10 protein-coding genes are annotated in these 13,278 nt (G+C 69.3%); 2 read left to right on the forward strand and 8 right to left on the reverse strand.

Annotation, left to right across the window (positions count from 1 at the left end):
- Positions 1–7 precede the first annotated feature (7 nt).
- Positions 8–241 carry a hypothetical protein gene (locus ACLII4_RS00720; RefSeq protein ID WP_412068967.1) on the reverse strand — a complete coding sequence of 78 codons (234 nt, stop codon included), beginning with the start codon at positions 239–241 and terminating at the stop codon, positions 8–10.
- Between the two features lie 186 nt (positions 242–427).
- Between ACLII4_RS00720 and ACLII4_RS00725 the strand changes: the two genes are divergently transcribed.
- Entirely contained in the window at positions 428–1,618 is a 1,191-nt protein-coding gene (locus ACLII4_RS00725) for an acyltransferase family protein (RefSeq protein WP_412068968.1), read from the forward strand.
- Between the two features lie 91 nt (positions 1,619–1,709).
- Here ACLII4_RS00725 and rimK read toward each other — a convergent pair whose 3' ends face one another.
- The 6 genes from rimK to ACLII4_RS00755 all read right to left on the reverse strand — a co-directional run bounded on the left by rimK (position 1,710) and on the right by ACLII4_RS00755 (position 6,364).
- The gene (rimK, locus tag ACLII4_RS00730; protein WP_412068969.1) at positions 1,710–2,609 is read right to left on the reverse strand and encodes a 30S ribosomal protein S6--L-glutamate ligase; all 900 of its coding nucleotides are present in this window, start codon (positions 2,607–2,609) and stop codon (positions 1,710–1,712) included.
- Positions 2,610–2,728: 119 nt separating this feature from the next.
- A complete protein-coding gene (locus ACLII4_RS00735; RefSeq protein ID WP_412068970.1) occupies positions 2,729–3,184 on the reverse strand; it encodes an ATP-dependent zinc protease in 456 nt (151 codons plus the stop codon).
- Positions 3,185–3,188: 4 nt separating this feature from the next.
- A complete protein-coding gene (locus ACLII4_RS00740) occupies positions 3,189–4,157 on the reverse strand; it encodes a polysaccharide deacetylase family protein (RefSeq protein WP_412068971.1) in 969 nt (322 codons plus the stop codon).
- Positions 4,154–5,176 carry an aspartate carbamoyltransferase catalytic subunit gene (locus ACLII4_RS00745; RefSeq protein ID WP_412068972.1) on the reverse strand — a complete coding sequence of 341 codons (1,023 nt, stop codon included), beginning with the start codon at positions 5,174–5,176 and terminating at the stop codon, positions 4,154–4,156. The genes ACLII4_RS00740 and ACLII4_RS00745 overlap by 4 nt, the downstream gene beginning before the upstream one ends.
- A 32-nt stretch (positions 5,177–5,208) precedes the next feature.
- On the reverse strand, positions 5,209–5,790 hold the full coding sequence (pyrR, locus tag ACLII4_RS00750) for a bifunctional pyr operon transcriptional regulator/uracil phosphoribosyltransferase PyrR (protein ID WP_412068973.1): 582 nt from the start codon (positions 5,788–5,790) through the stop codon (positions 5,209–5,211).
- Between the two features lie 55 nt (positions 5,791–5,845).
- Positions 5,846–6,364: a hypothetical protein gene (locus tag ACLII4_RS00755; RefSeq protein ID WP_412068974.1), complete on the reverse strand. Its 519-nt coding sequence runs from the start codon at positions 6,362–6,364 to the stop codon at positions 5,846–5,848.
- Positions 6,365–6,454: 90 nt separating this feature from the next.
- Between ACLII4_RS00755 and ACLII4_RS00760 the strand changes: the two genes are divergently transcribed.
- The gene (locus tag ACLII4_RS00760) at positions 6,455–7,366 is read left to right on the forward strand and encodes a DUF58 domain-containing protein (protein WP_412068975.1); all 912 of its coding nucleotides are present in this window, start codon (positions 6,455–6,457) and stop codon (positions 7,364–7,366) included.
- 462 nt (positions 7,367–7,828) lie between these two features.
- Here ACLII4_RS00760 and ACLII4_RS00765 read toward each other — a convergent pair whose 3' ends face one another.
- Complete coding sequence (locus tag ACLII4_RS00765) at positions 7,829–13,045, reverse strand: hypothetical protein (RefSeq protein ID WP_412068976.1); 5,217 nt, start codon at positions 13,043–13,045, stop codon at positions 7,829–7,831.
- Positions 13,046–13,278: the final 233 nt, after the last annotated feature.

Raw genomic sequence — 13,278 nt, forward strand, 5'->3', positions numbered from 1 at the left:
TCCTCGCCTACCCCTCCGCCTCGGTCTTCCCGAGCAACGCGTCGATGGGCGGGAGGTCGTGGTACCAGTCGTGGTGCTTGGCCCACTGCGCGCACGCCAGGCACTGGGTCTCGCGCCAGACACGCCCGCAGGCCGGGCACTGGCCGCCAGTCTCGAAGGTGTTCCACGCATGGCCGCACATGCACGACCACCGCGCGTCGGCGGTCGGCTCCCAGGCGCACGACGGGCAGGCGATTCGCATTGGACGGAGGCGAGGGATCTGCGAGGATAGCCGCCCGCGCCGGCCCCGGCAACCCAAGACAGGCCACGGACCCGGGGCCCATCACTGAGTCCGGATGTCATGGAGCCGTGTCGTGCCGACGCCCGGGGGCCCGTCGTCGCGATCGGGCACGCCCCTTGATGCGGCTCACACACCCCCTCAGCGCTTATGCTCGCCGCTACGCCCGACCGCTCTCTCTCTTCCCCTCCGCGCCTGCCACAATGGGTCCGTCTCGGCACCGAGTCGGGGGGAGACGGACATGGCGGTGGCGAGCCGGTTCTCCGTACGGGACCACCCCAGACCCGCCGGGTCGCCAACCTCGACCTGCTGCGGGCGCTCGCGATCGTGCCCGTCGTGCTCGTCAACGCCGTCGGCGAGGGGATCATCAACGCCGGCGCCTGGGGCGATCACGTGCTGCAGTCCGGGTGGGTCGGCGTCGACCTGTTCTTCGTGCTCTCGGGCTGGCTCGTCGGCGGGCTCTACTGGCGCGAGCTGACCGAGTACGGCTCCGTCCAGACGGGCCGGTTCTGGGCGCGGCGCTGGCTCCGCACCATCCCGCCGTACCTCGTGGCCCTCGTGGTCATCTACGGCGTCCGAGCGGTCGCCACGTCGAACGCCGAGCCGTTCGACTGGCGGTACCTCGCCTTCGCCCAGAACTACACCGGGCTCCCGTACTGGGCCGTCAGCTGGTCGCTGTGCGTCGAGGAGCACTTTTACCTCGCGCTCCCGCTCGTGCTCGGGGTGTCGCGCCGGTTCCGAGGGGGCGTGCCGCTGGCGCTGGGCGTCGCCGCGCTCGGCTCGCTGCTGGCGCGCGTGCTCACCGTCGCCGACGGCGCCGACCCGTGGGGGCTGCAGTACACGGCCACGCATATGCGGCTCGAAGGGCTGGCGCTCGGCGTCGCGGCGGCCTACGTCTATCACCGCCGGGCCGACCTGTGGCCCGCGCTCCGCCGCGCTGGGACCGTCCTCGCGCTGCCAGGCCTCGCCTTCGTGGCGACCATCCCCTGGCTCCCGGTCGACATCCTCAACCGCTACGCCTACGCCGGGGTCGACCTCGCGTTCGTCGCCGTGCTGGTCGCCGTGGCCGACCGGAAGCCGCTCCCGTTCGCCTCCAGCGCCGCCGTGCGGTGGACGGCGCTCGTCTCGTACAGCGTCTACATGACGCACGCGACCGTCTTCGACGCCGTCACGCGGACGCCGCTCGGCGGGCTCCCCGCCCCGCTGGCGCTGGCGTCGGGGCTGGCGGCCGTCGCCGTCGTCGGCGCCGGGTTCTACTGGGTCATCGAGCGCCCGACGCTCCGGCTCCGCCGCCGGATCGCCCCGCGCCGCTCCGACGCGCCCTCGCCCGCGCTCGGGTGAGGGAGATCGTCGCCTGCTCGCGTAGCCTCCCCCCGCTCTTCCGCCATCGCTCCGCTCCCAGTCCGAAACGCGGGGGGAGCCGCGCCGACGCCTAGCTCGCGGCGGGCGTGCTCCGCGCAGCCAGGCTCTTCTCGATGAAGGTGATGATGGTCCCGGCCACGTCCTTCTCGGTCGCCTTCTCGATCCCTTCCAGGCCCGGCGACGAGTTGACCTCCAGCACCAGCGGCCCCCGCTCCGACTGGAGCACGTCGACGCCACCGACCCTGAGGCCGAGCGACTTGCACGCCAACACGGCCGTCTTGCGCTCCGCCGGCGTGATCTTGATCTGTTTGGCGCTGCCGCCGCGGTGGAGGTTCGAGCGGAACTCGCCCTCGGCGCCCTGCCGTTTCATCCCGGCGACGACGCGGTCGCCGACCACGAACAGCCGGACGTCGGCGCCGCCGGCCTCCTTGATGAACTCCTGCACCAGGAGGTAGGCCTTCATCCCGCGGAACGCCTGGATGACGCTCTCGGCTGCCTTCTTGGTCTCGCACAGCACCACACCCACGCCTTGCGTCCCTTCGAGCAGCTTGACGATCACCGGCGGGCCCCCAACGGACGTGATAAGGTCGGCGGCGTCGTCGGCCTGGTGGGCGAACGCCGTGCGGGGCAGCGCGATGCCCTTCTTGGCGAGGAACTGGTGGGCCCGCAACTTGTCGCGCGAGCGCGTGATGCCCATCGCGCTGTTGAGCGACCACACGCCCATGGACTCGAACTGGCGCACGATGGAGAGCCCGTAGAACGTGATCGAGGCGCCGACGCGCGGGATGATCGCGTCCGGCGGGTCGAGCCGCTCGCCGTGGTAGTGGACCTCCGGCCCGTTCGCCGTCAGGTGCGCCGTGCACCGGAGCGTGTCGAGGATCTGGACCTCGTGGCCGCGCGCCTCGCCCGCCTCGACGAGCCGCCGGGTGGAGTACAGCGAGGGGTTGCGGGAAAGGATCGCGAGGCGCATTCGGACGGGGGAATCGAGGGCAGGCGGGGCTCTCAGAGTACCGCCGCCTCCCGCCCATTTCGCCTCGTCCCCCGCCTATTCGCAAACGACCTCCGTGCACGGGCCCTCGCCGTCCCCGTCTATTCGTAAAACGCGCCCGGGTGGTCCGGGCGGCCCAGCAGGTACGACCCGCCTGAGTCGACGAGCACCCGGCCGGACATGGCCTCGCGGCCGAGCAGCATCGGGAAGCGCATCCCGTCGCGGTCGGTCAGCGACAGCTCGACGGGCCACTCGGGCGCGTCGGTCGCCAGCCCCAGCCGCAGCATCGCCTCGATCACGACGCGCAGCTCGGTGTGCCCGCTCGACGACGTCACCTCGCGCTCGTCCACGACTACGGCCTCGCACGCGACCGCCAGCTGGTGGCCGCGGAAGAGAGGGTTGGCGACGAACAGCGCTACCGTCTCGTCCCCGCGCACCTCGGTCCGGATCTCGCGGGCGTGGAGCGCCGAGGTCCGCGCGCCGGTGTCGATCTTGGCACGGACGGCGGGCAGGCTGAGCTCGGGGAACGCCAGCCACTCTTGCCAGCCGACAGTCATGCGATCAGTCATTGGGGTACGCGATGGCCTCGACCCAGTCGTCGGGGTGAGGCTCGGAGGTGAGGGGGACGCCGCGCGTGATCGCCCAGCGCTGGAGCCACGACATCCCGGCCCGGCCGGTGTACGTGTCGTCGGAGGCGTAGACGGGGTCCGCGAGCGCGTCGTCGAGCGTGACGAAGGTGTAGCCGCGGCGGCGGAAGACGGCCACCAGCCGCCCGAGGTGGTCGGCGTTGAGGGCGTTGGCGTGGACCAGCAGCACGTGCGCCAGCTCGCGTCCGAACAGCTCGTGTCCAAGCGCCTCGAAGTACGACGCCGTCGAGTCCATGTAGACGAGGTACGCGTCGGCGATGCGGGCCTGGAGTGCGACGTCGCCACGGTCAGCCGCGCGGTCGTAAGCGAGCGCGTAGATGTACTCCGCGTTGTCGTGCGTGACCGGGGCGATGGTGTAGCCTTCATCCGCCAGCCACGCCTCGAACGCCCGCTTCGTCTCCAGATCCGGGCCGACGTTCAGGAACGGGTGCCGGAAGTAGCGCACGGAGTCGCCCCGGGCCGCCAGCAGCCGGTTCGTGACCACATCGCCGCGCCGGACCTCTTCTTGGAAGGCCGCCAGCGGGGTGTCGAACAGCGACGGGTGGTCGTAGGTGTGGTTGCCCAAGTCGTGGCCCGCGTCGACCCAGGCCTGGAGCATCGCCTCGCGCGCGGCCCGCTCGCCCGCCACGTCCAGCTTGCCCTCGTTGACGAACGCAGTGGCCGGGACGCCCGCCTCGGCGATCTGCGCCAGCAGGTCGCGCGTCACGCGCTGGTCGTGCGCCAGCGCGTGACGCCGCCCGACGGGCAGGTCGTCGACGGTCAGCGCGATCGTCCGTGCGACGGGCGTCTCCTCCGATGTCTCGGCCTTGGGCGTCGGAGCCTGCGCACACGCCCCGCTGGCGACCAGCACCACCAGCAGCGCTAGGAGCGGAACCGTGCTCACGACCCCGCCTCGGCGTCCGTCATCGTGTCGGCGCCCGCCAGCAGGTACAGCACGGCCATCCGGACGGCGACCCCGTTCGTGACCTGGTGCAAAATGACCGAGCGGTCGGAGTCGACGACCTCGCCCGCCATCTCGACGCCGCGGTTGACCGGCCCGGGGTGCATCACCCACAGGTCCGGGTTCGCGTCGAGGTGCTCCGGGCGCAGGCCGTACATCGTGTGGTACTCGCGCAGCGACGGCGTCAGCCCGATCGAGTCGGACTGGCGCTCGAGTTGGATGCGCAGCGCCATCGCCACGTCGCACCCGTCGAGCGCCTCGTCGAGCCGGTCCGTCACCGTCACGTCGCGGCCGTCGAGGGCCTCCTCGATGTCGCGCGGCATCATCGTGCGCGGGCCGCACAGCGTCACGCGCGCGCCGAGCGCCGTCAGCCCGTAGACGTTCGAGCGCGCCACGCGGCTGTGCGCGATGTCGCCGATGATGGCGACGTTCATGCCTGAAAAGTCGAAGCCCTTGAGGCCGGGGCGCCCGGGCACGGCGAGGTCCGAGACCGTCAGCGCGTCGAGCAAGGCTTGCGTGGGGTGCTCGTGCTGCCCGTCGCCCGCGTTTACGACCACGCCGTCGATGCAGCGGGTCAGGAACTGGGCCGCGCCCGCCGAGCGGTGGCGGATGACGGCGAGGTCGATCTTCATCGCCTCGATGTTGCGGGCGGTGTCCTTGAGCGTCTCGCCCTTCGACACGCTCGACCCCGAGGCGGAAAAGTTGGTCACGTCCGCCGAGAGCCGCTTTTGCGCGAGCTCGAACGACAGCCGTGTCCGGGTCGAGTTCTCAAAAAAGAGGTTGCAGCACGTCACGCCCCGCAAGCTGGGCACGCGCTTGATGGGCCGCTCCAGCACGTCGCGGAACGCCCGCGCGGTCTGGAGCACGAGCCGGATCTCGTCGGCGTCGTAGTCCGCCAGCCCCAGCAGATGCCGGTGTCGGAGCCGCTCTGCGGGTTGAACGTGTGACGTGGAAGGTGCCATGTTCGGATCGGAGTCGGAAGAGGGCGTCACGTTCAACGGTCCACCTTCGAACGTTCCACCAGCCACACGCCGTCCTCGCCGTCCTCCTCCGTCAGGCGGACGCGGACGAGCTCGCCGGGGGCCGTCGGGATATGGCGGCCCACGTAGTCGGGGGCGACGGGCAGCTCGCGCAGGCCGCGGTCCACGAACGCCAACAGGCGCACACTCGCGGGGCGCCCCATGTCGACGAGCGCGTCGAGCGCCGCGCGCGTGGTCCGGCCCGTGTACACCACGTCGTCGACGAGCACGACGCGGCGGCCGTCGAGCGAGAACGGGATGTCGGTGGGCTGCACGAGCGGCGTCGGCCGGCCCGTCCCCATGCCCACGTCGTCGCGGTAGAACGTCGCGTCGAGCACGCCGAAGGGCAGGCGCACGCCCTCGATGGCCTCGATCCGGTCGCGCAGGCGCCGCGCGAGGTGCACGCCCCGCGTCTGCATCCCGACGAGCGCCAGCCGGTCCGCCGCCGAGGCGTCGTCGTCGAGTTCCTCCACGACCTGCCGCGCCAGACGGTCGAGCGTCCGCGCCACGTCGGCGGCGTCCATGAGGTGGGCCTTGACGGCGTCGGTCGGCGGCATGCCCGCAAGCTACCGCCGCCCCACACGCGCGGCCGTCTCCGCTCCCCGCGCGGCGTTAGAGAATCCAGCGCGGCACCGCCAGCATCGCCGCCCAGCACGCCAGCGCCCCGACCACGAACAGCCCGGCGATCACCGGCGTCGCCTCCAACAGACCGGCCTGCGCCAGCAGGGTGTGCCAGTCGTGGCTCACCCGGTCGCCGCCCAAGTGCGGCAGCGCTCGCCCCTGCGCGTCGGCGGCGTAGATCGACACGTCCACAACGTTCTGCCCCAGCAGCAGCAGCGCCAGCTGCGTCCCGACCCGGCGGCTCCAGTACACGCCCTGGTAGACGAACAGCGCTGGCAAGGCGAGTTGTAAGATCGAGCCGCCCGCGATCATCATCGTCCGCCCGAAAAGGCCGAAGACGTCGTGCCCGGCCTCGTGGATGATCAGGTTCCACGTGTGGACGAGCACGATCAGAGGGTTCGGGTCGACGGTGTACTCGCCGAACAGGAGCAGCGCGCACAGCGGCAGCAACGCCACGCCGACCAGGTACGGCGCCACGACGTGTCTCGACGGGAGCGCGAGCGGGCCCATGCCTCCGGTATCGCCCGCCCCGCTGCCCGCGTTAGCTCCCGACTCTCTCCGGCTTGCGCGAACGCCCACGCCCCGGCGTTACCCTCCCCCATGCCCGACGCCCTCCACACGCCCGCCGAGCTCGCCCAGATCGAGTCGCTCGAACTGCGCGCCCGCGCCGTGGTCGAGGGGTTCATCACGGGCCTGCACAAGAGTCCCTTCCACGGGTTCTCCGTCGAGTTCGCCGAGCACCGCGCCTACAACCCCGGCGACGCGCTCCGCCACGTCGACTGGAAGGTCTACGGCCGCAGCGACCGGCTCGTCGTCAAGCGCTACGAGGAAGAGACCAACCTCCGCCACTACGTCGTGCTCGACACCTCCGCGTCGATGCACTACGCCGGCGAGGCCGGGCTCACCAAGCTGGCATACGGCGCCACGCTCGCGGGCGCGCTCCACGTGATGATGGCACGCCAGCGCGACGCCACCGGCCTCGTCGCCTTCGACGAGGGCGTCCACACGCTGATCCGTCCCAAGGGCACGCGCGCGCACGTCCGGGCCCTGCTGGCGCGCCTGGCGGCCTTGTCCACGGGCGAGAGCGCGGGCGCGGCCACGAACGCCGCCGCGGCCCTGCACGAGGTCGCGGACCGCATCCCGCGCCGTGCTCTCGTCGTCGTCATCTCCGACCTGTTCGAGTCGGGCCCTGAGGACACCGTTCGTGCCCTGCGCCATCTCCGGCATCGCGGCCATGAGGTCGTCGTCTTCCACGTCTTGGATGCCGCGACCGAGCGCCGCTTCGACTTTGCCGACCGGCCCATCCTCGTTCGCGACCTCGAGACGGGCCAGGAGCGGACGCTCCAGCCCGCCCAGGTCCGCGAGGGCTACCGCGCCGCCGCCGAGGCCTTCGTCGAGCACGTCCGCCAGCGCTGCCGCGAGGCCGGTGTCGACTACGTCCCACTCGACACGGCCCGGCCCTACGCCGACGCGCTCCGCGCCTACCTCGACAAGCGCCGACGTCTGTATTGACCGTCCGCCGACAAGGGGGCGGTGAAGGATTCCGATCCGTCACGCACCCCGTCTCGGTCCACGCGCGGGCCGTCGTTGTGTGAGTCCCCAGTGTCTAGCCCTGCAGGTCTGTGAGTCCGTCGGCGTGCTGAGCCGGAGGTGTACGCCGGGCAGCCCGGCCGAGCGTTCGGCGGTCTCCCAGGCGACGACCGCCCCCTCGACACGCACCCACGTCGTGTCCGAGCCTGGCTCCACGATACCGTGCCCCGCCTCCTCAGCGGCTGATCGCCGTGCGCGCGCGGGACCGCGGCGTAGGGCCCGAGCCGGGAAAGACGTGGGACCGAGCGCGACGAGTCGCTGCGAGCCGGGCGCCCCCAACGAAACAGGGGCCTCGACGCACGCGCGCCGAGGCCCCTAAACAGTCGAGGGGCCCCGACGCTTGCGCGCCGAGGCCCCTCGATCCTTGTCTACGATCTGCTAGCCTTAACGGGCGAGCGTGATCTGACCGGTCCGAACGATCGTCTCGGACGCGCCCTTCACCGTGAGGCGGAAGACGTAGACGCCCGAGGCGAGCCCGGCACCCTCGATCTCGACGCGCTGATCGGCACCGGCGCTCATGGCGCCCTTGTCGATGTTGGCGACGCGACGGCCCATCGTGTCGTACACGTCAACGCTCACGTCAGCGGCCTCGGCGAGGTCGAAGCTGAGAGCGGTCCGCGTACGGAACGGGTTGGGCAGGTTGCCATTGAGGGCGAACGACGTCGGGAGGACGCCGGTCGGCTCGGTGGCCACCGGGCGCTGGCCGGTCGTCTCCCCGAAGGTGACGATCGTGCCCTGCGGCCCGAGGAAGCTGGCGACGCCCTGCTCCTGAACGATCACGACGGTCTCGCCGTCGATGTCGATCTGGAAGGTCGTGGCCTCGCCGCCGATCCCAACGTAGTTGTTGGTCTCGACGTTGCCATCCTGACGACGGATGAGCTCGAGGTCGTCCACGTTGTTGACGACCACGAAGTCGTCGGCGCGGGCCTCGAGGTTGAACGTCGTGCCCTGGCCGAGCGCGCTACCGGTCGTCGAAACGAGCCAGTAGAACTCCGGGGTGGACTCGATGGCCGGGGTCGTGTCCGCCAGCGGGAGGCTGTCGTTCGTACCCGGGGACATCCCGACGAAGGTCACGTTGATCGAGCGGAGCCCGAACGTGGAGCCGGCACCGTTCGACTCGAAGTCGAACGTGAACGGCGCGTAGTCACGGTCGTCGTCGTCCGTGCTGCCGTCACCGTTCGTGGTCACCTCGGTCATCTCACCCGTGGGGTAGATGACACGGCCCGGGGTCAGCGTGCCCGTGTTGGCCACGCGCTTGCGGACGTTGCCAGCGACGTAGGAGTCCGTCTCCGCGATCGACTGGTCCTGACCCTCCGCACCGACGATCACGAAGCCCTGGCCACCGTCGACGTCTTCCGTCGTCAGGGGCGTGTTCTCGTGGTCGAGGCGGATGTACACCGTCTGCTGGTTGTCCTCGGTACCGACGATGAAGATGCCGCTCTCGAGGAACAGCGTCTCATCGTTGGCGAGGTCCGTCGAGGTCGTCGGCGTGTCGTCAAACTCGTCGTCGAACAGGAGCGAACCGGTCATCATCACGACGGGGCCGCCCGTCTTGTTGATCCGGATGTCGACGCCGTCGCCCAAGAGCGTAGCGCTCGGGACGGTGACCTTCGACGTGTCCGCACCGACAAACTGGAACTCCGAGAAGGGGTTCGCGCTGCTGGTACGGCTCTGGTTGGCCTGCGAGCTGATGATGTCGTTGTCACCACTCAGCGTCAGGTCACCCGAGGCCGCGTAGATGTGACCGTTCAGGTCGAGCTGAGCGCCCGGCTGAATCGTCACGTCCATCGCGGTGAAGGTCATCTGGCGGACCGAGGTGCCGTTCACCTCGGGGAGCTGAGCCGCTCCACCGACGGTGAGGTTGCCCACGGATCCACCGAGGATGCCGACCGTCGTGCCGGCGACCGGGCCACCCTCGTTGAGGATGACGTCGTAGCCACCCAGGAAGACGAGCTCCTTGTCCGTGCCGGGCTCCGTGCCGTCGGTCACGATCGAGTAGCCGTCCTCGAGACGGAGCGTCCCGCCATCGGCGAGGTAGAGCGCCACGTCCTTGGAGGACGTGTCGGGGTTCTCCGCGTCGAGCACGCCTTCGAGGACCAGGAGGTCCTCGACCACGAGGTCGACGAAGAAGTTGACCTCGTCCGTCGCCTCGTCACCGAGGTGGAAGTTGGCCACGTTGATCTCCGCAACGCCCGACTGGGCGGTGAGGTTGATGAACGTGTTGGCCACGCCCGGCGTGAACTGGTTGGCGATGTTCAGACCGTTGCGGTCGTCCTGGTCGAAGTCACCGTCCTGGTCGATGTCACCCGCGAGGGTGCCCTGGAGGATGTCCAGCTCACCGTCGGTCGGGCTGTCGTCAGCAAAGGCGAACAGCTGCGAATCTTGGACGTCAATGTCACCATCGTTGTCGATATCCGCCGCGTCGGCCAGCTGCTGATCCTGGTCGTCCACCGAGCCATCACCGTTGATGTCGCCGGTCGTGTCGACGAGTCCATCACCAGGCGCCGTGCCGGTGGAGTTATCCACCTGGTCAGCGGCCTGGAGAATGGCCTGATCGGCCGCGGTCGGCCCAGCATCCGCGGGGGTCCGCTGCGTAAACGCGTTCAGGATGATCTGGTCGGCAGCGTCCAAGTCACCGTCGCCGTCGATGTCACCATCGGCGATGCCGTCGTTGTTCACGTCACCCGCCTGAGCCGCAGCGAGGTCGGTGGCATCGACGTCGTTGTCGTCGTCGATGTCAGCGGCGTCAAAGATGGCCTGGTCAACGGAGTTGACCGTGTCGTCGCCGTTGAGGTCACCGTCAGCGACGATCTGGTTGCTGGAATCGGTCGCATTCCGGATCACGTCGAGATCATCCTCGGTCACGAGGTTGTTCGGCGCTGCGAGGGCAGCGATGGCCTCGAAGATGTCCTGGTCCTGCTGGTTGACGTTGCCGTCATCGTTCAGGTCGCCCGGGAACGAGTCGTCGCCGTCGAGACGGCCGTCCGGACCACCGAGGGGGCCGGTCGTGTCGTTGTCGAGCGACGCGATGATCGGAGCCGCGAGGGCCGCGTCCTGACCGTTCACGAAGCCGTCCCCGTTCAGATCACCCTGGGCGGGCGTCAGGTTGGGGTTCTGAGCGGCGGTCGGAACGCCCGTGGCGAGCCAGAGGACACCGGTGCCGGCGACGTCGCCGCCGAGCTGGAGCTCGGGAGCGCCTTCGACGAAGAAGGTGTACTCGTCCAGGTTGAGCATGTCGACCTGGAGGCTGGACGCCGTGTAGATCTGCTGGATGTCCGAGCCGAGCAGGAGCGTCGAGCCGTTGAGCTCGATGTCACCCGACATGTTGCCAGCGTTCTGGACGGACGGGATGCCCGCGCCGCCACCGAAGATCGACACCTCGCTGTCGGCCTCGAGGTCGAGCGTCAGCGTGCCGCCGCTGAAGCCGTAGTCCTTGAGGTTAGCCGAGAAGAAGAAGTTGCCGAAGTTGTCCAGGCCGGAGAAGCCCTGGACGGTCGCGTTGGCGTCGTCCCCGAAGAGGACCACGTCCGCTTCGATGTCCGAGCCGCCGGAGGCGAGACGGTTGCCGAAGCCGGTGACGGTCGTGCCGTCGGTCAGCTGGACGTCACCCTCGCCGAAGATCGAGCCCTGGACCTCGTTGTCCGCGCCGTTGAGGCGGAGGTAGGTCGACGGGTTCGAGTCGCCCGAGCCGATGTTGCCACCGTCCAGGAAGATCGAGGCGTCGTCCTCGACGAGGACGCTGCCGCCCACGGTGAGGCCGATATCGTAAAACTCAGCACCGTACTGGCCGTTGAAGCTCGTACCGCGGGTGCCCACGCTGCTCGAGCCACGGAACCCGTCACGGACGATCAGGTCGCCCGAGATCGTGCCCGTCCGGCGCTCCGAGTCAGAGAACTCGACAAAGCCACGGTTCGCATCGATGATGAGGTCGTGGATGTTGTTGATCTCCAGGTAGAACTCGTCGCCTGCCAGGGCCGAGTTGTTGGTCGTGCCGTTGTCGTCGAGGTAGGTGAGGTCGAACTCGTTGTTCTGACCGTTGAACCCGGTGTCCGGGTCGCCGTCACCATCCGTGTCCACCTCCTGGATCGTGGGGGAGATGGAGTTGGTGAAGTCGACGATGACCATCGGGTAATCCCCGGCCATGCGTGCGGCCGGCGAAAGGTCGCCAGCGGTCTGGCCGATCGGCGGCCCGCCCGGCGTGGTGGAGATGAAGGCCTCCTGGGTCACGAGGTCCCCCTCAATGAGGAACAGATTGCCCGTGAACTCGGCGTCGGCGAGGGCCGACAGGTTCGTCGTGCCGTCGAGACGGATCGAGTCGTAGGTGCCGTTGCCGCCGATCGTGCCACCGGGGACGGCGAACCGGACGAGACCGTCCTGGATCTCACCGTCCACGATCACCACACTCGGGCTCTGGAGCGTGAGGGTCTGACCGTTGAGGTCGATCGTGGCGCTGCCGGCCACGAAGAGGTCGGGCTCGGTGAGCGAGCCGACGCCGACGATCTCGACGGCCGTGCCGCCACCGAAGGCGACGGTGCGCGAGCCGGTCACGCGGAAGCCCTGGAGGCTGAGGTTCGAGCCCGACGTGAACTGGGCGGCGGCGTTGCCGGCCAGCGTCAGGACGAAGTCCTCGTCAAAGTCGCCGCCCGTGCGGACGAAGTCGCCGCGGACGATGAGTTCGTTGCGGAAGCCGTCCGAATCGACCGTGCCACCGCTCTGGGTGAAGCTGTCGAAGGAGACGCCGTCGTTCTCGACGACGAGGTCGGCACCGGCGGAGACGCGAACGTCGCCGAAGTTGCCGTCGCCCTGGAAGAAGACTTCGGCGGTGCCCGTGCCAGCGCCGTCGGCGATGTTGAGCGTGCCGTCGATGGAGTCGCTGCCCGCCACGAAGACGAAAACGTTCTCGCCGTCGTCGCCGAGCTGCTTCGGCCCGTCGAGCCGGAGCGTGCCGTTGCCCGGCAGGCTCACATTGATCGTGATGGTACCGGTGGTCGTGGTCGCGTCGATGATGGCCGGGAGCACGTTGCCCGACGGGTTCACACCGCCGCTGGCGACACCGTCAAAGGTGAACTCGTTGGGGATGGCCCGGTAGTCCGGGACGCCCGTGACCGTGGCCGAGGTGACCTCGATCTCACCGGCGTCGACGATCTCGACCACGCCCGTACCGAGCGCGATCACGCCGTTCTCGAAGTCGAGCACCGAGACGTTGACGAGGTCGAAGGTGGCGCCGGCCGAGAGGAACGAGAACTGGCCCTGGCCAGAGCCCGTGAAGCTCGTGTTCGGCTCGAACTGGCGGTCGCTGCCGTTGAAGTCGAGCTCGACGACCGTGTCGCTCCCGCCGTCGGGGCGGGCCTCGAAGGAGAGGTTGAACTCGTTCGTGTCGTCGCCGATGTCCTCAAGGAGGTCATACGTACCGGCCGACAGCGAGATGATGTTGGAGTTGTTGGACTGGCGCGCGATGGTGAGCGCCTGGGCCAGCGTCCGAACCGGGCCGTCGGAGCCCTGCGAGGTGGCGCTGGCGCCCGTGTTGGTGTCGACCCCGTTGTCGTCGTCGACAAAGATGCGGGTCTGCGCGTCGGCCGCCCCGGCTGCGAGCAGCAGCAAGGCAAGCGCGGCAACGCTATTGAGGAGCCGGCGAGCGCCGGTCCGTTGAGTAGAGGTACTCGTCATTTGAAGAGTGGGGAGTGGGGGGTTTTACAGATCGCACGTCGGAGACGCCGCGCACCACGAGCCGGGGGCTCGGGGAAGACACGCTTCGCAAGTATAGTCATACTCACAGAGGATCAGGTCCAGACCAGGTGAGAATCACCCGGGCTTCGTGCGGTGGCCAGCCTCCT

Source organism: Rubrivirga aquatilis (assembly GCF_046845665.1).
In the GTDB taxonomy this organism is placed as follows: Bacteria; Bacteroidota; Rhodothermia; order Rhodothermales; family Rubricoccaceae; genus Rubrivirga.